Source organism: [Clostridium] clostridioforme AGR2157 (genome assembly GCF_000424325.1).
Lineage (GTDB): Bacteria > Bacillota > Clostridia > Lachnospirales > Lachnospiraceae > Enterocloster > Enterocloster clostridioformis_A.
This window is the reverse complement of the sequence record NZ_AUJR01000034.1, coordinates 1-21218: the sequence shown is the minus strand read 5'-3', so window position 1 is coordinate 21218 and position 21218 is coordinate 1. Positions and strand designations below refer to the sequence as shown.

Sequence of the window (21218 nt, the reverse complement as noted above, 5' to 3'; positions counted from 1 at the left end):
CCACACCTTCTTTTCTTTTATACAATGGTAAGCAATACCTCTCCTGCTGCAATTTCTTTTGTTTCCGCCGCCTTGATGCTGATAAAATCAGCGGGGTTGGAAATCAGCACAGGAGTGATCACATCATAGCCCTTTTCCTTTAATAAGCTTAGGTCAAATTCCAGAAGCAGATCTCCCGCCTTCACCCTGTCGCCCATTTTACAATGAAGAGTAAAGCCTTCTCCTTTTAAATTTACCGTGTCCAGGCCCACATGAATTAAAATCTCTGCCTGGTTATCTGCAGTGATTCCCACCGCATGTTTGGAATCCATGACCGCGCTGATCATTCCATCTGCAGGAGCATATACCTTTCCGTCAGAAGGAATAACGGCTGCTCCCTCTCCTAAAACGCCGCCGGAAAATACCGGGTCCGATACCTCCTTTAAAGAAATTACAGCGCCGTTTAAAGGGCTTTTGATTTCAATGCGCTCCACCAAAGGCTTTATTTCCTGTGGCGGGGTCTTTGTCTCCTCTGCGCTGGTGGCTTCCTTCTCTCCCACTTCTGCCGGGTCGGGTTTATAAAGCGCAAGGCTGACCAGGAAAGAAACGCCCAGGGATATAGCCAGGGCGATAACGCCGTTAAGAAGATTTGCCAATCCCTCTCCGCCGATCATCTGAATGAGCGTCAGAGCGGAGGGGGAACCTCCCATGGTATACCCCACCAGATGGGTGATTCCGGAATAAAGCCCGGAGGCTCCTGCGCCGCAGACTGCCGCAATCATGGGTGTTTTGTATTTTAAAGTAATTCCATACATGGCAGGCTCAGTGACGCCCGCCACAATGGCAGAAATCCCAGCGGCTGATGCTGTGGATTTTACAATATTATCTTTGGTCTTGACGGCTACAGCCATGGAGGCTCCGCCCTGAGCTAAATTGGAGCAGAACATGGTGGTAATTAATACCGCGTCGTAACCAAAGCTGGCCAGACTGATGGTACAGATGGGGATCAGAGCATAGTGCATTCCGGTCATAACAATAAAAGGCATGATTGCGGAAAGCACGGCAATGATTAGCCAGTCAATCTTATTATAAAGGAAATTAACTCCATCCGCCAGATAATTTCCCACTATGGCTCCAATAGGGCCAATCACTACCAGAACCACGGGAACAGAAACAAATATGACAATTAAAGGCTTTAAAAACACCTTCACCATATCTGGGCAGATCTTATCCGCAAACCTTTCAATCCACCTCATAAACGGAACCATCAAAAGCACTGGAAGGACAGAAGAGCTATACGAGGCCGAGGTTACGGGAAGCCCGAAATAAGAGGTGTTTCCCTGTAAAAGCAAGGCCCCAAGATCGGGATGAAGCAGTACGGCGGCCATCACCATTGCTAAAAAGGGGTTGCTGTTCAGCCTCTTAGCCGTTGTGTATGCCAGCATGATCGGCATAAAATAAAAGAAAGCGTCTCCCACTGTGTTCAGGATCATATAGGTGCTGCCTGTGGTGTCCACCAGATTGAAGGTGGTGAGCAAGGTCAGAATCACCTTAATCATACCGCATCCCAGCATGGCCGGAAGAAGGGGCGTCATGCAGCCCGCCACAAAAGCGCAGAGCCTGGAAAACAGGTTTTCCTTTGGACCGCCGCTTTCCGCCCTCCCTCCGTCTGAGAAATCACCCAGCTTTTGAAGCTCGGCAAACACATGAGTGACCTCATTGCCAATGACCACCTGGTACTGACCTCCCTGTTTGATGACCCGTAAAACTCCGGGAATTTTCTCCACCTCTGAATCCTTTGGAAGCCCCATGTCCTTTAACACAAAGCGCAGCCTTGTGATGCAGTGGGTCAGACCCTCCACATTTGCCTTTCCGCCGACCATTTCTAAGATTTGTCCGGCTGTTTTCGCATAATCGAATGCCATTTTTTCTACCTCCTCTTTATTTTTTAAAAGCCATAGCTTTCAGCTGCAAAAAAAAACCTGACAAAGCCTGCCTTCTTCCGCCGGGCTGAAAATTACAGCCTCTGGCGGACAGCAGAGAATTGTCAGGGTCATGCCCCTCCCGGAAAGCCAGTCAGGTAACACTCCTGTATTCTATTTTAGAATTATTGTCTGGTTATTTTTTCAATATGAATCATCAGGTAAAGCATCTCTTCCCTGTTCAATTCATAATGATACACATCGTGAATAAAATCTGCTATCTTTACAATACATTTGTAGGATTGGGGATACTTTTCCTTGATCAGATGAAACCATTCATCCTCTGAGCCGGCGCATTGCTTTCCCTCAAACATCCTCTTGGCAAAGAATTTTAAATGAGTGATAAACCTCTGGTAATCCCAGCTTTCCTCATCCATCCGGATCTGGTAGCAGGCCTCCACAATCTGTGTGATCTCCTTAATGAGCCTTGTGATGGCTTCCAGATTCTCTACCTGGCTGTCTCCAAGCTGGGAGCATACATAATGAAAGGCTAAGAACGCCGCCTCATCCGGCTCCATCTGGATATGAAACCTCTTTTTCACCAGCTCAAGCCCCCGGCAGCCCACCTGATATTCCTTGGGATATAAATGCTTTACCTCCCAAAGCATGGGATTTTTTAAGACTGCTCCTGATTGATAGCGTTCCACTGCTCCTGCCAAATGATCACAGATAGGAATCAGCACCCGTTCCGAAACCTTAAGCTCACAGACTTCCCTGGCGTAATGGGTCATCTGCTCCGCGATCTCCCAATATTCCTCCGGCAGCTTTGCAAAAAAGTCCTGAAACCTCTTAATTTCGTTCTTGTCATTGGGCGTAAAAATGCGCTCTACCTGGGTGCTTACTATGGAATCCCTTTTTCTTTTGTTAAATCCGATTCCCTTTCCCTGGAGAATAATTTCCTTCCCTTCCGGGTTGCGGGATACAACCATGTTATTATTCAGCACCTTTTCAATTACCATACCGGACCTTCCCCCATGTGTTTTGTAAGTCAAATCTCCCATCCCAAACAGCGGGCGTTCTATTTGCAGCTCCCCAAGCGGCGAGATATTTGACTCTCGCAGCAACAGCCATACAGACATGCAAACATGTCAACGCAGCTCGTTGTTGGCAGAAATAAAAAAACAAGTTCCACAAAATAAAACTCCGCCATCCACCATGGAGTCATTTTCTTGTAGACCTTGCCCGCATTACCGGTCACAAACTACCATCTATTCACTATGCGTAGTATAACATTCTTGTTTTTTATTGTCCAGATGTAAAAATGCACACTTTTCAACTATTTTTTTGTGCATTTTTACATCTGAAAAGATTGTTTTCAGCCGGTTTTCCAAGATATCCTTGCTCAAAACCGCCTCAATCTGCCGGTTAACCAGTTCTTCCATCGCTTTTACACGCCATTCCGGGAAATGCTCATCTCCGCGGAACGTAAACTGGAATCCTTTCATTCCGACCAGGTCAGAGCGGATTGCGGAAGTCACGGCCTGCTGCCCCATCCTTGTAAAATCTTCTCCGATGCGGGGACCGTACTGCTCCATCTTCCTTCCGATATCCAGGAACTCCTCCTGTTCCACATAAGGCAGCATGGACATGTTCATGTCAAACACCGGCGCCATTGTGAACGGCTGCAGCGTATCATTATCCACCAGAACGCCATGATTTCCTGCGTGGCGGTCAACATTAAAGGTCAGTGAATCAATGACGATCATCCGCCGGAAGGCATCCTCACTCCCCATCTTACTATAAAATTGCATTAAATCATTTGGAGAGCTGTGGTTGATTTTAAAACGGGCAGCAGGGACATATCCATATTGCTCGCTCGTAAAAAGCCTGCATTTTGATGCCGGTTCTCCATGCATATTGATAAGGGCGTAGGAAACCGCCTCTGAAAGCAGTTTTCCCGCAAGTTCTGCCCCTAAAATCTCACAGTATGGTTCCAGTCCTGCATTCCTTGCGCCAGAGCTGCCGCGTTTATACAGATAAATCCCATCCTCTTCCCGCATCCAGCATTTCCGGAAGCTTCCATCTGTGGATAATTCAGGCGAGGTATTGCTGAGCTTGATTCCGTACAGCCCAATTCCTTCAAACGCCAACTTCGATATCACTTCGTTGAACTCGTTGCAATAAAAGGATACGTCCTGCCAATGGACGTCCTCCTGTTCTTCTTTTATCCAAAAGGTGTCATTTATGGAAGCCGCATGTGTAACCTTAATAAACCCTTCCGTCCTGTCGCATCCGCAATCCTTCATGATCTGACGGAGGTGGGTATTATGTTTCGATGCCTTCCGGTTATCCAGCCACGCTTCGATATAGTCAAATCCTATTGGCAGATGTTCTTCTGTATGCTTTTGGAAGGAATATGTGTTCCCAAATCCGCTGTCTGTGATAGAAAAACGGGCCACTTCCCGGTCTTTGTTCATAAGCAGATACATTTTTGGCACCTCCTTTTTTGTGAGCTGTTCTGTAATGATCTAATTATATACAAATTAGTGAGCGATGTAAAGTTGGTATTCCGTCTGTGAGACTATCCCGTTTCTATGTTTCAGCATCCCCATACTTACTACAGCTTTTTAGCATAAACACCATTTTCTCTGACAAATCCCATCTTCCTTAGATACGCTTCATGGCTTTCTTCGTTTCCGGAAAATACCAGTTTACGGATTCCCTGCTTCTGCAGCTTTGAATACAGATACTCCCCCACGGAGCAGTCACGATATGCCGGTGTGGAATAGTCAAGCAGCACCTCCAGAGTTCCGTCTTTTTGCCTGTTTCCTAGCATCAGCCCTGCAGGCGTTGCGTCACAGCAAACAAGATAAGCAGCGTTTCCCCTTACCTCCAGGTTCAGGCCGGGAAAGCAGCTTGTTATATCCTCTCTGTAGCGCTCCAGGAAATAATCGAAAAATGCTTCATCCGTATTGCCTTTTATCAGGTCAAACTGTCTGTCAGGCTTTTTAAGACGCACCAGGTAATAAATATTGATGCCTACCAGACAGAGATTCATCAAGGCTGTGGGATAAGACTGAATAAGCAAGGCATATACAGCAAACATAAAAGAGCCGATAGAGTTCACAATTCTCAGCTTCACCACGGATGACATAAGAAATGCAATCAGCACCAGGATTGAGCTGATATATCCAACCAGTTCTATGAGCATATGATTACTCATGTTTTACCATCCTTCTGTACAGTATTCCTTTATAAAATGGCATCTTTTTTCTTACACAAGATCCTTAAGAACAGAGCTTCCTATGGTGCCCTCCGGCATGTCAACCCCGAAGTTCTCCGCAATGGTCGCGCCAATCACAGCAAATGTCTCCATATCCTCCAGCCTGCCGCAGCCTGCCATGGACGGGGAATAGGCAATAAAGGGAACTCGCTCTCTTGTATGGTCAGTTCCTGTATGGGTAGGATCGTTTCCATGGTCTGCAGTGAGGATCAGCAGGTCATCCTCACGAAGCACAGTCAACAGCTCCCCTAATTTCTCGTCAAATTTCTCCAGCTCCTTTGCATACCCTTCTACATCGCGGCGGTGTCCCCACAGTGCGTCAAAATCCACCAGATTCACATAGCACAGACCTTTAAAGTCCCTTCCTGCTATCTCTATGGTCTGCTCCATTCCATGAACGGAGCTTTGGGACTTATTGAATTCCGTAAGGCCTTCCCCGTCAAAAATATCGAAGATTTTGCCTACGGAGATCACGTCCAACCCCGCGTCCTTTAATGCATTCAGAGCAGTCCTTCCATAAGGCTTCAGCGCATAATCATGACGGTTGCTGGTGCGCTTAAATTCTCCTTTCTTCTTACCTACATATGGTCTGGCAATGACACGGCCCACCTTCCACTGGTCTTTCATGGTGATCTCTCTTGCAATCTCACAGCAGCGGTAAAGCTCCTCTAATCCAAAGGTTTCTTCATTTCCACAAATCTGCAGTACAGAGTCCGCAGAGGTATAGACAATCATGTGGCCTGTGGCGATTTCCTCCTCTGCAAGCTCGTCCAGGATTTCGGTTCCGCTGGCGCTCTTATTCCCGATAATGATGCGCCCCGTTCTTCTGGACAGCTCGTCCAGCAGTTCCTTTGGAAAACCGGTTTCCGTAAATGTACGGAAGGGCTTTGTGATATGAAGCCCCATCATTTCCCAATGCCCTGTCATCGTGTCCTTTCCGGTACTTGCCTCATTGAGATACATATAGTATCCAAGAGGATGCTCTACAGCTTCTGCCTGTTTTAAAGGATGAAGATTTGCTATTCCCAATTTCTGGAGATTCGGAATGTGAAATTCCTCTATGGATTCCGAAATATGTCCCAGGGTGTCTGCTCCTGTATCTCCATAATCCCCCGCGTCCGGCAGGGCGCCAGCTCCGAGGGAATCAATTACGATTGTAAAAATTCGTTTAAACTTTTTCATTTTCAACCTACCTCTTATAACCTTCCAGATTCTATTTCTTTTCTGTCTATCTTGCTGTATCCTGCTTTTATCTGACATCGATGCTTCCAGTGGTTTTTTATCTCTTACCTTTTACATAAGCTACGCCGTCAGCTTTTGGAGCAACCGATTTGCCTACAAACATAATAAGACTTACAACGGTCAGCACATATGGCAGCATGGCAAGGATTTCTGTTGGAATGGAAATCGCCCCGCCGCCGAGAACCACAGTCAAAGCCTGGGCAAAGCCAAAGATCAGACATGCTTTGTATACGCCCTGTGGTTTCCATTTTCCAAAAATAACGGCCGCCAGAGCGATGAATCCCTGCCCTGCTATAGCAGTCTGGGAAAACTGCGCTACAATCCCAAGAGTTACGGCAGAGCCGCCAATGCCAGCCAGAATGCCGGATAGGATCACGCAGATATACCGTGTTCTGTAGACATTGATGCCAAGGGTATCTGCTGCTGCCGGATTCTCACCTACCGCAAGGATTCTCATTCCCCATTTGGTACGGTAGAGAACAAACCACATCGCAGCCGCAAAAGCCAATGCCACCAGAACCATAATGTCAATATTCAGATTTGCCTTCATGCCTCTGACGCCGCTGCCCAGAAGCTTCGGCAGCTTGTTGGGAACGGGATAAGAGACGGTAGCTCCGTCAAACGTAAGCCTGCAGAAGAACACGGCCAGCGCCGGTCCTAACAGATTTATGGCAACACCGCTGATAGTCTGATCCGCCCGGAAGGAAATTGAAGCAATCCCATGAAGCAGAGCCAGAGCTCCTCCCGCAATCCCTGCGCACAGTACGCCGGCCCATGGATTGCCGCTGTAATAGCCCACAGCCGCCCCCACAAAAGCGCCGATGGTCATCATTCCCTCTATTCCAATATTAATTACACCGGAGCGTTCAGATATAACGCCTCCAAGCGCCCCAAAAATCAGAGGAGTGGAATACATCAGGGTTACGCCTATTAATAATGTAATCGTATTTATCATGATTATATCCACCTCATTTCGTCAATTTCTCAGCAAAAACCCGTATTATATCCTTTAATGCGATCAGGAATATAATAATGCCAATCATAATATCGATAATCTCTGACGGTGCGCCTGTGAAATATTGCACGGACTGTCCGCCGTAAAGCAAGCCGCCAAACAGCAGGCCTGAAAAAATACATCCGATAGGGGAGCCGCCGGCAATAAACGCAACGGAAAGTCCATTCAAACCGTAGGATTCAAAGGCTGATAATTGTGTAATATTGTGGGGGTTATTGCCTGAAATTGAAATTGCTGCCGCAATTCCTGCCAGCGCTCCGGCAATCACCATGGTCTGGATCATATTTCTCTTCACATTGATTCCGGCAAATTCTGCCGCAGCTTTGTTGAGTCCTACTGCCCGCAGTTCATATCCCTTTGTTGTTTTAAAAAGAATAAAGGAGATCACAAGCGTCAGAGCAAGGGCGATCAGGATACCTGCATTCACATCGGTCCTAAGAATATCCCCAAGCGCCGGATGCCGCTTCATAAATTCCCCGGCAGCCTCCGTTGTCTTCCAGTTCGTAAAGAAGGAGATAAAACCGGATTCGTTGATCCTGTAGGTACCATCTGTATCCGGCTTATGAAAGGCCTCCATTTTGCACACAAAGTTGGAAAGGTATAAGGCGATCCAGTTCAGCATGATACCGGTAATAACCTCATTGATGCTGAATCTTGCTTTGAGCCAGCCTGCAATCCCGCCGTAGATGGCTCCTGCAAGGACGCCTGCCAGCAGTACCAGAGGAATCTGGAGCAGAGGATGGAAATCACAGACAATTCCCACTATATTTGCAGCAATAGCGCCCACAATATACTGCCCCTCTGCTCCGATATTAAATAATCCCATTTTATAGGCAAAGGACACGCTCACTCCTGTAAGGATCAGCGGAGTGCTCTTAATAATGACATTGGATATATACTTTGGCCTGCCAAAGATACCATTCAGCAAAGCTCCAAATGCAGAAAACGGATTGTATCCGGCCATCCCCAGAATGACAGCAGACACAAGAAATCCAAAAAAGATGGCAATCAGGGTCGCTGTGATCGGTTTCTTGAGTAATTTAGCTGTTTTTTCCATCTAACGTACCTCCCGCCATAATCAAACCGATTGTTTTCTCATCTACCTCCTCCGGTTCTACAATACAGCGGATTGAACCGCCGTAGATGATTCCGATGGTATCCGAAACATTCATGACTTCGTCCAGCTCAAGAGAGATCAGAAGAACCGCTTTCCCTTTGTCACGCTCTCTGACAAGCATCTTATGCACATATTCTATGGCGCCTACGTCCAGTCCCCTTGTGGGCTGCACAGCGATGAGCAGGTCGGGATTGTTCGCAATTTCACGTCCGATGATGACCTTCTGCTGATTACCGCCGGACAGGCCGCGTATTGCAAGCGCTTCACAGTTATCCGGACGGACATCATACTCTTTTAAGAGGCCGGAAGCAAAGGTTCGGATTTCATTTTTATTCAGTATACCATTTTTCGAGAAGGGAGCTTTCATATAGGTATCCAGTACTGTGTTTTCCTCTACTGAAAAATCAAGTACCAGGCCACGTTTCTGCCTGTCTTCATGAATGGTAGACACTTTGGCGTCCATAGTTTCTCTGGTCGTCCTGTTCTCAATTCTCTGGCCGTTAATCTTAATGGTTCCGCTTTCCACACGGATCAGGTTCGTGATGGCCTCCACAAGCTCCTTCTGCCCGTTTCCATCAATTCCCGCAATTGCGAAAATCTCCCCGCGCCTTACCTTCAGGGACAGGTTATTCAGTACATACACGCCGCGGCTGTCTTTGGCGGATAGGTTGTCGATCTCCAAAATCACATCTCCCGGATTTGCCTTTTCCTTGTCAACCACCAGCCTTACTCTGTGGCCCACCATCATATCCGCCAGATCTTCCTGGGAAACCTGCTTTACATCCACTGTCTTAATATATTTACCGCGCCGGATAATGGTACAGTAATCGGCAGAGGCTTTAATCTCCTTCAGCTTATGGGTAATAATAATAATGGTTTTTCCGTCATCCACCAGCTTGTGCATAATATCAATCAGATCATTGATCTCCTGAGGGGTGAGAACGGCTGTCGGCTCATCCAGAATCAGGACATCCACACCTCTGTAAAGTGTTTTCAGAATTTCCACCCTCTGCTGCATACCGACGGAAATATCAGAAATATACGCATCCGGGTCTACCTCCAGACCGTATTTTTTCACCAGCTCCAGCACTTTCTTTTTGGCGCATTCCAGATCCACAACACCAAATTTTCTGGTTGTTTCCTGTCCAAGAATGATATTCTGAGCAACTGTAAAATTGTCCACAAGCATGAAATGCTGGTGTACCATGCCGATTCCATGGGCAATGGCAACGTTGGGATTTTTCATATCTGTTTTTTCCCCATACATATAGATTTCTCCCTCATTTGCCTGGTACAAGCCGTACAAAATATTCATAAGTGTTGTTTTTCCGGCGCCGTTTTCTCCTAAAACCGCATGAATAGAGCCCTTCTTTACATCAAGCTGAACCTTATCCAATGCAGTATAGGCTCCGAATCGAATGGTAATATCATGCATCTGAACCGCATAATCTTTCCTCACTTCCATTCTTATCCCTCCTGTCCCTTTAATTCAGCTAGAAATGTCTCATACGCGTCTTCCGTTGCCGGAGGGATCAGCTTCCCGTCAATGATCATTTTCTGTATTTTCATTGCTTCCTCATAAACTTCCGGAGACATGTTCGGAATTTCTTTCGGAATGCCTACGCAGCCCTCTGCCAGTCCATAGCTGAAGGTTTTTCCTCCGATCTTCTCTCCGTCCATCGCCATCGTAGAGAGCAGTTCCACCGCAATATTTACATTCTTCATGGCGGAGGTCAGCACATTCTCCGGCGCAAGATAGGACTGATCCGTATCAACGCCAATGACAAATGCGCCGTTCTCCTTTGCGGACTCAATGACACCGTATCCTGCGCCTCCCGCAGAATGGAAAATAATATCGCAGCCGCTTGTGTACATCTTGTTTGCGATTGCTTTGGCCTTGGCTGCGTCAGAATAGCTTTCCGCAAACTGCTGCTGTACTTCCACCTGGACGCCCCGAACCCTTGACGCATAGGCGACACCCGCAAGATAGCCGTACTGGAAAAGATCATTATTGAAGCTCTTCATAGGCCCTACATATCCCACCTTATCTGTGGCCGTGCTCATTCCTGCAATATATCCCACCAGAAAAGAGGACTCTTCCGCCCGGAAGGTCACGCCGGAAATATTATGGGGACATTCCTCATAGGTCGTATCTACAATGGCAAAGCTGATATCTGGATTCATTTTCGCAATCGTTGCCAGAGCGTCTGCCTGATCGTACCCAATTCCCCAGATCAGGTCACTGTATGTATCGGTTGCCCTGTCCAGATTTGTCAGGTAATCCGCAGTCTGCTTGGATTCCAGAACCCTTACATCTGCGCCTGTATGCTCTTTCAGTGACTGCAGCCCTTCCCAGGCTGACTGGTTAAAAGACTGATCATTAATTCCTCCTGTTCCCGCAACCATAGAGACGCGGAAAACAGAATCATCCTTTTGGGACATTCCGCAGCCTGTCATCATGCAAAGAGCCAGCACCGCAGGTATTACCCTCTCCCATTTTCTCATTTGCCCACCCGCTTTCTTTTATGCGATTTCCAATGCAATCTTCATCATATCTGTAAAGCCTGTCTGGCGTTCTTCACTGGACAGCCCTTCTCCGGTAAAGATGCCGTCCGAAATCGTCAGTATACAGAGGGCTTTTTTGCCTGCTCTTGCAGCGTTCATATACAGCGCTGCGGATTCCATCTCTGCAGCCAGTATGCCCATTTTCGCCCATTTTTCCATATCCCCCGGGTCATCATTGTAGAAAAGATCAGAGGAAAGAATATTTCCTGCTACGGTTTTAATTCCAAGCCTTTCTCCGGCTTCTGCTGCGGCTCTAGCAAGGCCGAAATCCGCTATGGGAGCGAATACTCCCGGAAGTTTGTACTGCTCGGCATAGGATGTCACTGTGCTTGCCCCTACACCGATCACAACATCTCTCAGCTTTGCTTTGTCACTTAAGGAGCCTGCCGTACCGATTCTGATAATCTGGTCAACCTCATAGTAATGGAACAGCTCGTAGGAATAGATTCCAATGGAAGGCATTCCCATACCGCTTCCAAAGACGGTGATTCTTTTTCCACGGTATTCCCCTGTATACGCCAGCATGTTTCTTACACTGTTTACACATTCATAATTTTCCAGGAAGCGCTCCGCAATAAATTTTGCTCTTAAGGGATCTCCCGGCATCAATACGCTTTTTGCAATTTGCTCCCTGCCTGCTTCAATATGTGGTGTTGGTATTTTCACTTTGCTTTCTCCTTTTTCTTATTTTGCATCATGGGCTGCATTTCCTGTCACTCATTTCAGTTGAGCAGATTTTGTTTTGTATGCTCCTTAAGCTTCAGATATTGTTCTTTTGTAAGGCATATTTTTCCGAGCTCCGTTGTGATCAGGCCGTCCTTTTCAAGGCTTTGTATATTTCTCTGAATGGTTCTCACGGTAAATCCGATTCGCTCTGCGAGCTCCGGCTGCGTCTTTTTTATCTTGCAGAAACTTCTTTTGGGCACTCTTTCAAATACTTCAATCAGGTAGAGAATCAGCCGTTCCTTACATCCCAAAAACCGGTACTTGCGCTCTTCGGAGGTTTGATAGGTTAGGTTGCTCATAAGATTCCGGGTTCTCATAAACAAAGCATTAATGTCTTCCTTCATCCATTTAAGATATGCAGAGGCAGAAATGGCCAGCAATTCACAGGGGGCTGTGGAGCGGATCGTCACCCGGTAGTCTTTAATATCTCCAAAAACTTCATAATCTCCCAGCACCTCAGTTTCTGAATATTCCATAAACATGTATACATTTCCAAGCATCTGCAAATCCAGTCCGCTGACCTTCCCCTTCAAAATAATATACACATATTCACAGGGCATTCCTGCCTGGATCAGCGTATAGCCTTTGGGAATCTCCATATATCTCATATGTTTGATCACATAGTCCGGACACTTTTCAAACAGGGCATTCAGGTAATGAAAATGTCCTTTCCCCAATTTTTGAATGTGCTCTATAAATTCCTGCTTTGATTCCACTGTTTCACCTTCTCTCTGTACGTGGACAGAAGCTTTTGAGTAATTTGCTTATCGCTTCTGCAGCTCTTGGTGTAAGTAAATTGTATGATTCTTTTTCTTTCTTCCAAACGACATATGTCGCTATTTCTGCAAACTCACATCTTTTCCACATCATACACAATTTTTATCGTTCATTTTTGTATATCTTTCACAATCAACATTTTTATACACAAAAAGGTGATGCCCTTACAGCATCACCTGTTAATCCATAATCTATTTACGAAGGCTCTACCAGCTTTCCCCTTGCGCCAGGCTGATTACATCTCACCTAATCCGCTCTTGATTGCCTGGGACAGGGTTTCCATAGCTGCCCTCATCCTCTCTCCACATTCGATGATAACATCACACTTAAACTTCATGGCTGTTTGGGAAAGAACGCCTGCCGGAAATGCAGCCCGGATGAATTTACAACTGTCAACTTTTTACTAAGCATAGTACTATTCTCTTTATCACTATTTTATACTCGAGGACACACCATATGCTTATGTCTCCTAGAAAAGATTTTATTACATCTGCCTGTCTATGTCAAGTTTATCAAGGAAATGTTTTACTCCAAAGCCTGCCCCTTCCCCGCCTGTTTCCCGCGCCTAGTACTACGTAATCTACCCTGCGGCCGAAACAATCTGTATCATCCACGCGAACAATCACACCTTCCTTGATCAACACTTTGATGACAGCACGCGTATCACGTTTGTTGATGAAATGATTACTCCACACATTCAGTATTTATGCGGGTTTGCGAGGCGTGGCAAACCTCTTTATCACTACCAATTTATAGTAACAACCAGCTCCTGATGGTTTTCTGAGTCATCTTCATGTTCGGCATGGACTTGAGTTTTCACTAAATCGCGATTTTCATCTACGATTTCGCTCCACCCTTCTTCCATGCTTGGATAATGCTCGATTATACGCTGTTTTAACATATCCATGCGCTCTGGACTGATTTCATATTCCGGCTTCGCGTTTTCTATATTCATGATATACAGTTCTGTGCTCTTGACGCCGGCATCCTTTGCAATCTCCAAAAAATCTCTTCTGGCTCTTTCCGAAAGATTTGATGCATCATAAATTACGGTGGCTCCGCTGATCAATGCAGCTTTTGTTCGTGCTTGTGCGATTAAAAATACCATGTTGTTGTCTGATGTCAGGCCTTGCTCTTCGATTTCTTTGCGGATACTGTTTGCAGAAATCACCGTCACTGTCTTCTCATAACCGGAATGATTTTTAAGTTCTTTCATCACCTGCTTTCTATCCAGCACGAAAGCGGAAGCACGAATGGCATCACTGATGGTATATAACACGTCTGCGCTGATAAATCTTCTGCCTTTTTGCTGCTGCACCTGTGCCAGCTCTGCCGCTTTTGCAGTTTTCCCGGATCCCGGTACGCCGCACAGGACTATGAGTTTTTGCGATGAGTGCACGTCCTTCTCTTCTTCTCTCAGTTTTTGTTTTTCAGCATTGCGCTCCTGATACAAAGAGATTGTTTTCCCCTGTTGGAATTCATAGAGCATCTGCATTTTCTTTTCATAGTTTTGGCTGATAAACTCTGCCTTTTGTTCCGGTATCCCAGCTTGCATATAGAGCGATCGAATCTCATCAGGAGGCGGTAAAAGATCCAGTTTGACAACATTGCGATTCTTGACTTTTGCGAGCATTTTATCTTCGGTATCATAAAAGCTCGTGATTTTACGTTCCAATAACCCCACTCTTGAGTACGGCGCCGTCCTGTCATCCGAAAAAAACATACTGTTTCCGGAATCGAAAATAGGAGCCGGTCCGATCAATCGCATCGTGTCAGGATCGCGCAGCACTCCAAAGTTCAACAGATGCTCATCTGTATTGCTGATGATAAAATCAGTCATCGTTTGATAATCCATGAACTTTTGGATGCAGTCGCGGTCAATGCCATACTGCGCGCATAAGTCAATATAATGATCGTACAGAGCTCGGCTGATTTGCGGCTTTTGACTCTCCATCAGCTCATACGCTGAGATCAACTCGATCGTATCGGACGTAAATGCCTGACAGCGGCTGATGATCCCATGCCCTTCCACGATTTCCGCTGAATATTTTACAAACGGGATCTCGTTGTTCTGCCTCGTATGGATCTGCGTTGCCAACACTTCATTGACAGACTGTTGCCCGTAATATTTGCTGCTTTCCTTGACCAAAACTGCCGTTGGCTGATCCAAATCCCAATATTTTTCCATCTGGCCGCCCAAAGAAGCGTTGTAATCATAAGAGGTCGCATTATGATACGGCACTTTTCCTTCGTTGTAAACGCTCAAATTGGAGAATTTAACCTGATCATATTTTAAGTTTGCATCTGCAGGACATACCCAATACGTATCAATCATGCTGAGCGCCAGATTCTTTGCCAGATACATCTCTGCGTTCAAACAGCCAGACTTCTTGATGACCTCGCGGATCATATTCCTGGAAGCCGGAACCGATCTCATTTCCCACCACTTTTTAATTTTTTGAACATCTGCTTGCCCCATATACGGAGAAAATCCTGTGTGATGATCTTTATATCCAGCAATGCGGCCGGTCGTCTCATCAAACGATATTGTTCCACATACCGTGTCTTTATGCATAAGAAAATATTTAACCATTCAGCATCACCTCCACTTCTTTCTGTTCCAAATACTCGTCAATAATCAGTTCTGTCATGTCCCGGTATACTGCATAGAAACGTGCTTGTGAATAATCCCCCTTATCTAAAACCGCTTCTTTTCCATCATCCCAGATATGAAGTTCCGCAAGGTGATCCTGGCTTGACTTCCACTGATATTTAATCGCCCGGTATATCCCTGACATATTGATGATCAAGGATGCTTCATTCAAAATTTCATCCATCGTACACTTCAAATACAACGAAAGGCGAAATACTGTGTCAGCAGCGCATTTATTGATGTTAATTTTTCCATTGATTAGCTCTGAAAGCGTTGTGTATGGAATACCCGTCTGTTTGCTGATCTGGTATACTGTTTCGCCGCATGCACTTACATGATTACAAAAATTTTCATTCATCACAGTTGCCTCCTGTATTCACTATAACGTCATAACGTTACAGTGTCAAGGATTATTTCTGCCTACCTGTTATCTCTCCGTCTCGTCATGCGACACTGCAGGGGCAGTCGATATGATGCAGGCATGTCTTTTTCGATCAGCTTGTCGATATCCTCCGGTGACAAAGGCGGCCCAAGCCGGTCATAGACATTTTCCTTTAGAAAGAAAACTGATAAAATTCCCTCTGCTCTGGCAGGAGTTTCTCGACCAATTTCCCGTAAAATAAAAAAATGGCATCCGCAGTCAGCAATGCAGATACCGTCGTCTGTTCTTCACTCTTTCTCCTGGCTTCCTCTTCCGATTCATACAACTCCAGTTCCGGAAGCTGTACCGCCAGTTCCCATTGTCACACTTCCTGATAACAGGCAATATTTCTTCTCCGGCATAAGGTTCAATTTTAACTCGGCCTGCGTTTCTTTAACATCAATCTGTATAATTGTTTTCCCTGCAGCCCTGTATTTATTAACAGAGTACACTTCTTTTTCATCTGCGGCTTCCATCACATCATAAGCCACTCTTTCATCCATCTGCCCATCTGCGGTAATATATTTCAGGTCCATGGAATAGTAGTCTGTCAATGCTACTGCGGAATGCGGAACATCTGCATCAATAATATAAGACATTCCTTTCTCCACAATCGTCCTGCTTCCATCTACATTAAAATCAAAGGAGCCATTAAAACAGTAACCAAATTGGATATGTGGATGATGATGGTTGTCTAACAGCACATCTTTATCTACCCGGAACAAAAGTACCATATTTTTCCCAAATATTGCGCTTGCCCGTACAAATCCCGGCTTTAACTCTTTCATTTTCTCAATACTTTGTAACTTCATTGCACTTCTCCTTATTTCTAAACACACACCAGACAATTTTAGCATTGTACTTATGGAATATAAAGTGGATTCCCTCCTGCTTATATGCATTGAATGAGGTTTTATTCGTTACTGCGAGGTCTGCATTCCCTTTAAGGACCTCCTTCAGCGCAGTAGTTGTTGATGCTGTGATTATTTTTTCAACATGTTCGTCTTTTATCATCCCTTCACTCAGTTCTTCAATAATATGCTCAACCGCATGGCATGTAGCCACCTTGACATTTTTATCCGGCTGTATCTGGTATCCGTTTCTGCAAACCAGACCATACTGGGGTGTCGGAAAGATAAAATTCAGACAATTTTCCAGGTTCACATCCCAAAAGAAATCCGTCACTCTCTCATATGCGCTTGGCACAAGTGCCAGATCAACTCCGTTCCCATGATGGATTGAGTTCAACAACGCTTTAAAATCAGGAAATAACCTGAAATCATATATTGCTGCTCCGCCAATACTATCACACAAATACTTTGCCGCCTGTACGCTGGAAGTGGCTTCCGGTCCCATAGTCCCGATCACTATCCGCTCTTTTTCTGCTATATACTCCCGCACAAAATCATATTGTTCGATAAATGGCTTCACAAGGTTTTCATCTATCATTGCCAGGCTCCTTATCTCAGTAATGGCAAGCTGCCCGTAAGTTTATTTACTTTCTTTTTCGGTCCGCAGATACATACCCCTAAATAATTTAGATCTACTGTGTCTACATCTTTCATTTTTCCGATAAACTCCTCATATGTTTTACAGGATTGTGCAACATCTGAAAAATCAATACACAGTAAATCAGAAAATGCTTCCTCATACAGCCTGTTTCTGATTTCCCGGATTCCATCTGCATCCCCCTTTAAAATGGGAACCGGAAATTCAATGATTCCTAAATGTTCATGTGCATTTTTATCCATCACATCTTTTCCTACTACCTCCGGAAATTTTTCTCCCAAAGTAATTCCCATGATCGCCGCCGTATTTGCAATTAATCCCAACGGCAGTTTTTCATCAATAATCATCACACATTTTTCGTCTTTGACTACCATTTTTTCAAACCTCCTGACCATCCAAAGCTGTCTGCTTTGTTTTTCCCCTGTACTCTGAAATAAATAATCCGGTCAATGTCAAAACTGTGCCGACTGCTGACATGGCAGTTATCTTTTCATGCAGAACGATTACGGAAGTTACTACCGTAATCACAGGCACCATATAAATATAAATACTCGTTTTCACAGCTCCTAAAACCTTCACAGCAATATTCCATGTTACAAAGCACAGGGCAGAAGCCCCAACACTAAGATAAAGAATATTAAATACTACTGTTGGATTGTAAAACTGCCTGATCTGTACATTGTAACCGAATACAAACAATACAGGAATCATAAATACAAGTCCATAAGCAAAAACTCTTCTGGTTGACTGAATGGTACTATACCCATATTGCCCGATTTTTCTTGTCAGTACGGAATAGATTGCCCATACAAATGCCGCAACCAGCGACAGCAAATCTCCCAACGGGTTGATCTCCACCGATTCCTGTCCACTGAAACTGATACAGATGATACCCGCCATAGCCACTAAAAAACCAACAAAGAAATTAGTCCTCAGCCTCTCATCCCTTATCACTAAACGGGAAACAATCGCAGTAAAAAACGGGGCAACGGATATGATCACTCCCACATTTGCAGCCAGTGTAAAAGTCAACGCAATGTTTTCCAATAAATAGTAAAGGCATACTCCGCATAAACCAGCAAGGGCAAACGTAAGCTCCTGTTTCTTATCCTTAATATGTAAAATCTTAGGGCACGCAGCCATCAGTATGAGGAATCCTAATATAAATCTTATAAACAGAATCTCTATCGGCTCAAATTCCCTCAACAGTATTTTCGTTGAAATAAATGTAGTTCCCCATATCAAAATGGTCACGAATGCGGCTAAATGTCCTTGTGTTTCTTTTGATTTCACACTTTCCCCTCCATATTCCCAGCTTCTTTAATTACTTTCTGATAGGATTTTGGGGTCAAACCAATCAACGATTTAAACAGGTTCGTGAAATGGCTCTGGTCCGTAAATCCCGTCTTCAATGCGATATCTATGATTGGCATCCCTTCTTCCAGCATTTTTTTTGACTTTTCAATCCTTACTGTTTCCAGATACTTATGCGGTGAAATCCCTTTTACCTTTGTAAATGTCCGCAGAAGATAATATTTACTGAATCCTGCTGCCAAGCTCAGCTCATCCAACGTAATATTCCGGAAAAAGTGGTTTTCTAAATATTTACATATTTTTTCAATCTGCTCGGGCGCTTTTTCACTTTCTACTACTGTTACCTGTTCGGAATAATCATTGACCAGCCTTTCCATCAGAAAAAGAAACGTTTCTTCCTTTTTAAAATCCTGATGCTCTGTTAAGATCATATCCTTCAAATCATATAACGAAAGCTCGATCTCTTCCATACGGATCACATTTTCATTAAAGTGGGGAAGCGATGCCTTACCGGTAATCTCAGTCATAACCCGCCGCATGGTATCGGTACTGATATTAAAACTAAAATAATGCAGATCGTCATCTCCAAACTGTTCACATCCATGTATTTCCTGTGGGTTTATCAGCAGGATATCTCCAGCGTTCAGCGTATAATAGTTATTATTACATATAAATTCCCTTACACCGGCTTCAACCAATCCAATTACATACCCTTCATGAAAGTGATTTCCAAATTTCTGTGCGATACCTTTAAATTCATATACTTCCACCTGTAGATCTGTATCGTAGTAGATAATTCTTTCTTCTTTTTTCATGATGTCTCCTCTTTGCCCGTATGACTACAGAGCATTCATTTTTCTGAACACAACTAGTTTACTACAAAATAAAATTCACTTTCTTGTAAAAAATTGCTCTTTTATTATATCAGATATCATGAAAAAACAGCCCTGCTTATCTTCGATTTACTGCTTCTCTGCCTGGATTTACTTTTGGCTCATATCCATTCTTCGCATATTCTTCCACAGTCATGCCATACTGCTTCGTATCCGCTTCAATCTCCTGCATGACCTGCTCCTGGTATGCTTTTTTCTCTTTTGTTTCTTCGTAATCTCTGATATCGGGCATCTTTGGAAGTGTGCCGCCCTGGGACAGCACCCGTCGGCTTTCCTCTATGAATGCGGTATCCAGTCCATGCAGCAGCTACACGAAAAAATCTCCGACATGAACAGCCGCTACTATGACCTGCGGGGAAAGATTGTCAAGGCCGAGCGCGATCGCCGCCCTCACCGAGCGCGGGGAGATGTGGGCACAGTACAACAAGTACAAGCCCATCCACAAACAGCTTGCCAAGTTAAAACCGGCGAAGCGGGAACTGTTCGAGCAGCGCCACAGCCGGGAACTGATCCTCTACGACGCGGCGGCCCGGTATCTGAAAGAATTGAAGGACAGCGGCGAGGAAATCACCCCCAAAGCATGGTAGCGCGAAATCGACCTGCTGGCCGCCGGAAAGCAGGTGGACACCATCGACATGAAGGCCATGCGGGAGGAACTGAAAGCAGTGGAACGACTCCGCAAGGCCGCCGACCATCTGGCCCGGCAGGAACAGGACAAGTCCCATGACCGGGGGCCGGAACTTTGACAAACACAGAAAACCGCCGTACAGGTTTTTCCCATACGGCGGCAGCTTTCATTTGCCGAACAAGTCGCTGTGCGACCCGGTGCGGGCCAGCGTCAGCACCAGCACATCATCCTCTATGCGGTAGATGAGCAGCCAATCCGGGAGGATATGACATTCCCGATGGCCCACCCAATCGCCGGACAGATCGTGATCGCGGTTTTTCTCCGGCAGCGGTTCACCCATTGCCAGCAGCGCCACGACCTGTTCCAGCAATTCAATTTTCAGGCCGCGCTTGATTGCTCGCTTGTAGTCCTTCTTAAAGCCGGTTGTGTACTTGACGGTGTACTTTGTTTTCCTCATTTTTTCAGGTCGGCAAACAACTCGTCAAGGTCATTGTAACCCTTTACAGACGGGTCTTTTGCAATCCTTTCCGCTTCCTGCATGGCAGCAATCGTTTCTTTGTTGGGCTGTTCCAGCTTCACTTCAAAGGGAATGCCGCCTTCACGAAGCGACTGGCGCACAAAGATGTTGAACGCCGTGGATAAATTCATGCCGAGTTCCGCAAACAAGGCGTCGGCCTGTGCTTTCAAATCCGCGTCCATGCGGATACTGATGTTTGTGGTATTTCCAGCCATTTCATCAACCCCTTTCTGCTGGTACTTTTAGTATATGCCATTTGCACGAAGAAAACAATACTTTGCACGTATATTTAACAGTAAATTCATTGAAGGAGGTCGCTGTATGAAGCAGATTATTTTACCCGTCACTGTCCATCCTATCGCTTCCTGCGCCTGGCTTTCCGTAAAGTCCTTTTGGAGCAGCTCTCCCTTAAACTTGGACCGTCTTTTAAGAAACTTAAAAACCAGATTTACAAAGACCATCCCGATATGTTTAATGTCAGGGCCAAACCCAATCCGTGCTCCCCTGATATCACTATTCAATATATCAGCAGATATCTGGGCCGGCCCGTCATTGCCACTTCCAGGATTGATGCCTATGATGGGACTTCTGTGACCTTCCACTATCAGCGCCATGAGGACCATGAAACTGTAACCGAATGCATCCCCGCCATTGACT

General features: G+C 45.3%; 23 protein-coding genes and 2 pseudogenes. 3 read left to right on the top strand and 22 right to left on the bottom strand.

Annotated features, from left to right (window positions below):
* Positions 1–17 precede the first annotated feature (17 nt).
* The 20 genes and pseudogenes from G614_RS0114955 to G614_RS31325 form a co-directional block, all read right to left on the bottom strand.
* Positions 18–1904: a beta-glucoside-specific PTS transporter subunit IIABC gene (locus G614_RS0114955; RefSeq protein ID WP_027642596.1), complete on the bottom strand. Its 1887-nt coding sequence runs from the start codon at positions 1902–1904 to the stop codon at positions 18–20.
* 182 nt (positions 1905–2086) lie between these two features.
* Positions 2087–2920 (bottom strand): BglG family transcription antiterminator LicT, encoded by an 834-nt coding sequence (gene licT, locus G614_RS0114950; protein ID WP_027642595.1) that lies wholly within the window; start codon positions 2918–2920, stop codon positions 2087–2089.
* 249 nt (positions 2921–3169) lie between these two features.
* Positions 3170–4390, bottom strand: a complete 1221-nt coding sequence (locus tag G614_RS27600; RefSeq protein ID WP_049948064.1) for a hypothetical protein — start codon at positions 4388–4390, stop codon at positions 3170–3172.
* Positions 4391–4518: 128 nt separating this feature from the next.
* On the bottom strand, positions 4519–5124 hold the full coding sequence (locus tag G614_RS0114940; RefSeq protein WP_027642594.1) for a YgjV family protein: 606 nt from the start codon (positions 5122–5124) through the stop codon (positions 4519–4521).
* 51 nt (positions 5125–5175) lie between these two features.
* Positions 5176–6366, bottom strand: a complete 1191-nt coding sequence (locus G614_RS0114935) for a phosphopentomutase (protein ID WP_027642593.1) — start codon at positions 6364–6366, stop codon at positions 5176–5178.
* Between the two features lie 97 nt (positions 6367–6463).
* The gene (locus tag G614_RS0114930; protein ID WP_027642592.1) at positions 6464–7381 is read right to left on the bottom strand and encodes an ABC transporter permease; all 918 of its coding nucleotides are present in this window, start codon (positions 7379–7381) and stop codon (positions 6464–6466) included.
* Positions 7382–7394: 13 nt separating this feature from the next.
* Positions 7395–8498: an ABC transporter permease gene (locus G614_RS0114925; RefSeq protein ID WP_027642591.1), complete on the bottom strand. Its 1104-nt coding sequence runs from the start codon at positions 8496–8498 to the stop codon at positions 7395–7397.
* The gene (locus G614_RS0114920) at positions 8482–10023 is read right to left on the bottom strand and encodes an ABC transporter ATP-binding protein (RefSeq protein ID WP_027642590.1); all 1542 of its coding nucleotides are present in this window, start codon (positions 10021–10023) and stop codon (positions 8482–8484) included. The genes G614_RS0114925 and G614_RS0114920 overlap by 17 nt, the downstream gene beginning before the upstream one ends.
* A 2-nt stretch (positions 10024–10025) precedes the next feature.
* Entirely contained in the window at positions 10026–11063 is a 1038-nt protein-coding gene (locus tag G614_RS0114915) for a BMP family lipoprotein (RefSeq protein ID WP_027642589.1), read from the bottom strand.
* Positions 11064–11081: 18 nt separating this feature from the next.
* Entirely contained in the window at positions 11082–11783 is a 702-nt protein-coding gene (gene deoD, locus G614_RS0114910; RefSeq protein ID WP_027642588.1) for a purine-nucleoside phosphorylase, read from the bottom strand.
* Between the two features lie 62 nt (positions 11784–11845).
* Complete coding sequence (locus G614_RS27595) at positions 11846–12565, bottom strand: Crp/Fnr family transcriptional regulator (protein ID WP_049948063.1); 720 nt, start codon at positions 12563–12565, stop codon at positions 11846–11848.
* 359 nt (positions 12566–12924) lie between these two features.
* A pseudogene (locus G614_RS35045) lies at positions 12925–13037 on the bottom strand (HPr family phosphocarrier protein); the annotation flags it as partial.
* 331 nt (positions 13038–13368) lie between these two features.
* On the bottom strand, positions 13369–15219 hold the full coding sequence (locus G614_RS0114900) for an AAA family ATPase (RefSeq protein WP_027642587.1): 1851 nt from the start codon (positions 15217–15219) through the stop codon (positions 13369–13371).
* Positions 15212–15637, bottom strand: coding sequence for a helix-turn-helix transcriptional regulator (locus G614_RS29295; protein ID WP_027642586.1), 426 nt, complete (start codon positions 15635–15637; stop codon positions 15212–15214). The genes G614_RS0114900 and G614_RS29295 overlap by 8 nt, the downstream gene beginning before the upstream one ends.
* A gap of 341 nt (positions 15638–15978) precedes the next feature.
* Entirely contained in the window at positions 15979–16512 is a 534-nt protein-coding gene (locus G614_RS27585; RefSeq protein ID WP_044917869.1) for a cupin domain-containing protein, read from the bottom strand.
* Positions 16493–17149: a hypothetical protein gene (locus G614_RS0114880; protein ID WP_027642585.1), complete on the bottom strand. Its 657-nt coding sequence runs from the start codon at positions 17147–17149 to the stop codon at positions 16493–16495. Before G614_RS0114880 ends, G614_RS27585 begins: the two co-directional genes overlap by 20 nt.
* Positions 17150–17160: 11 nt before the next feature.
* Entirely contained in the window at positions 17161–17583 is a 423-nt protein-coding gene (locus G614_RS0114875) for a DUF2000 domain-containing protein (protein WP_027642584.1), read from the bottom strand.
* Between the two features lie 4 nt (positions 17584–17587).
* Positions 17588–18502, bottom strand: coding sequence for a DMT family transporter (locus tag G614_RS0114870; protein WP_027642583.1), 915 nt, complete (start codon positions 18500–18502; stop codon positions 17588–17590).
* Positions 18499–19338, bottom strand: a complete 840-nt coding sequence (locus G614_RS0114865; protein WP_027642582.1) for an AraC family transcriptional regulator — start codon at positions 19336–19338, stop codon at positions 18499–18501. The genes G614_RS0114870 and G614_RS0114865 overlap by 4 nt, the downstream gene beginning before the upstream one ends.
* Before the next feature lie 136 nt (positions 19339–19474).
* On the bottom strand, positions 19475–19648 hold the full coding sequence (locus tag G614_RS31325) for a hypothetical protein (RefSeq protein WP_155245055.1): 174 nt from the start codon (positions 19646–19648) through the stop codon (positions 19475–19477).
* Positions 19649–19823: 175 nt separating this feature from the next.
* On the opposite strand from G614_RS31325, the gene G614_RS32780 reads away from it, so the two are divergent.
* Positions 19824–20003 (top strand): hypothetical protein, encoded by a 180-nt coding sequence (locus tag G614_RS32780; RefSeq protein WP_044917866.1) that lies wholly within the window; start codon positions 19824–19826, stop codon positions 20001–20003.
* 33 nt (positions 20004–20036) lie between these two features.
* Positions 20037–20162, top strand: a complete 126-nt coding sequence (locus G614_RS33370; protein WP_268840739.1) for a hypothetical protein — start codon at positions 20037–20039, stop codon at positions 20160–20162.
* A 48-nt stretch (positions 20163–20210) separates the two neighbouring features.
* Here G614_RS33370 and G614_RS0114845 read toward each other — a convergent pair whose 3' ends face one another.
* Together G614_RS0114845 and G614_RS0114840 are read right to left on the bottom strand one after the other, a co-directional pair.
* Complete coding sequence (locus tag G614_RS0114845) at positions 20211–20501, bottom strand: type II toxin-antitoxin system YafQ family toxin (protein WP_027642579.1); 291 nt, start codon at positions 20499–20501, stop codon at positions 20211–20213.
* Positions 20498–20776 carry a type II toxin-antitoxin system RelB/DinJ family antitoxin gene (locus G614_RS0114840; RefSeq protein WP_027642578.1) on the bottom strand — a complete coding sequence of 93 codons (279 nt, stop codon included), beginning with the start codon at positions 20774–20776 and terminating at the stop codon, positions 20498–20500. Before G614_RS0114840 ends, G614_RS0114845 begins: the two co-directional genes overlap by 4 nt.
* 141 nt (positions 20777–20917) lie before the next feature.
* On the opposite strand from G614_RS0114840, the pseudogene G614_RS30085 reads away from it, so the two are divergent.
* Positions 20918–21218, top strand: a pseudogene (locus tag G614_RS30085) (transposase); the annotation flags it as partial.

What these genes read in the sequence shown, in the direction of transcription:
- G614_RS0114840 (WP_027642578.1), bottom strand. Translation starts at nt 20,776, where the DNA reads ATGGCTGGAAATACCACAAACATCAGTATCCGCATGGACGCGGATTTG.
- G614_RS0114880 (WP_027642585.1), bottom strand. Translation starts at nt 17,149, where the DNA reads ATGATAGATGAAAACCTTGTGAAGCCATTTATCGAACAATATGATTTT.
- G614_RS32780 (WP_044917866.1), top strand. Translation starts at nt 19,824, where the DNA reads ATGTGGGCACAGTACAACAAGTACAAGCCCATCCACAAACAGCTTGCC.
- G614_RS0114955 (WP_027642596.1), bottom strand. Translation starts at nt 1,904, where the DNA reads ATGGCATTCGATTATGCGAAAACAGCCGGACAAATCTTAGAAATGGTC.
- G614_RS0114940 (WP_027642594.1), bottom strand. Translation starts at nt 5,124, where the DNA reads ATGAGTAATCATATGCTCATAGAACTGGTTGGATATATCAGCTCAATC.
- G614_RS0114865 (WP_027642582.1), bottom strand. Translation starts at nt 19,338, where the DNA reads ATGAAAAAAGAAGAAAGAATTATCTACTACGATACAGATCTACAGGTG.
- G614_RS27585 (WP_044917869.1), bottom strand. Translation starts at nt 16,512, where the DNA reads ATGAAGTTACAAAGTATTGAGAAAATGAAAGAGTTAAAGCCGGGATTT.
- G614_RS31325 (WP_155245055.1), bottom strand. Translation starts at nt 19,648, where the DNA reads ATGCCCGATATCAGAGATTACGAAGAAACAAAAGAGAAAAAAGCATAC.
- licT (WP_027642595.1), bottom strand. Translation starts at nt 2,920, where the DNA reads ATGGTAATTGAAAAGGTGCTGAATAATAACATGGTTGTATCCCGCAAC.
- G614_RS27600 (WP_049948064.1), bottom strand. Translation starts at nt 4,390, where the DNA reads ATGTATCTGCTTATGAACAAAGACCGGGAAGTGGCCCGTTTTTCTATC.
- G614_RS29295 (WP_027642586.1), bottom strand. Translation starts at nt 15,637, where the DNA reads ATGAATGAAAATTTTTGTAATCATGTAAGTGCATGCGGCGAAACAGTA.
- G614_RS0114920 (WP_027642590.1), bottom strand. Translation starts at nt 10,023, where the DNA reads ATGGAAGTGAGGAAAGATTATGCGGTTCAGATGCATGATATTACCATT.
- G614_RS0114930 (WP_027642592.1), bottom strand. Translation starts at nt 7,381, where the DNA reads ATGATAAATACGATTACATTATTAATAGGCGTAACCCTGATGTATTCC.
- G614_RS0114915 (WP_027642589.1), bottom strand. Translation starts at nt 11,063, where the DNA reads ATGAGAAAATGGGAGAGGGTAATACCTGCGGTGCTGGCTCTTTGCATG.
- G614_RS0114875 (WP_027642584.1), bottom strand. Translation starts at nt 17,583, where the DNA reads ATGGTAGTCAAAGACGAAAAATGTGTGATGATTATTGATGAAAAACTG.
- G614_RS0114925 (WP_027642591.1), bottom strand. Translation starts at nt 8,498, where the DNA reads ATGGAAAAAACAGCTAAATTACTCAAGAAACCGATCACAGCGACCCTG.
- G614_RS0114935 (WP_027642593.1), bottom strand. Translation starts at nt 6,366, where the DNA reads ATGAAAAAGTTTAAACGAATTTTTACAATCGTAATTGATTCCCTCGGA.
- G614_RS0114845 (WP_027642579.1), bottom strand. Translation starts at nt 20,501, where the DNA reads ATGAGGAAAACAAAGTACACCGTCAAGTACACAACCGGCTTTAAGAAG.
- G614_RS0114900 (WP_027642587.1), bottom strand. Translation starts at nt 15,219, where the DNA reads ATGGTTAAATATTTTCTTATGCATAAAGACACGGTATGTGGAACAATA.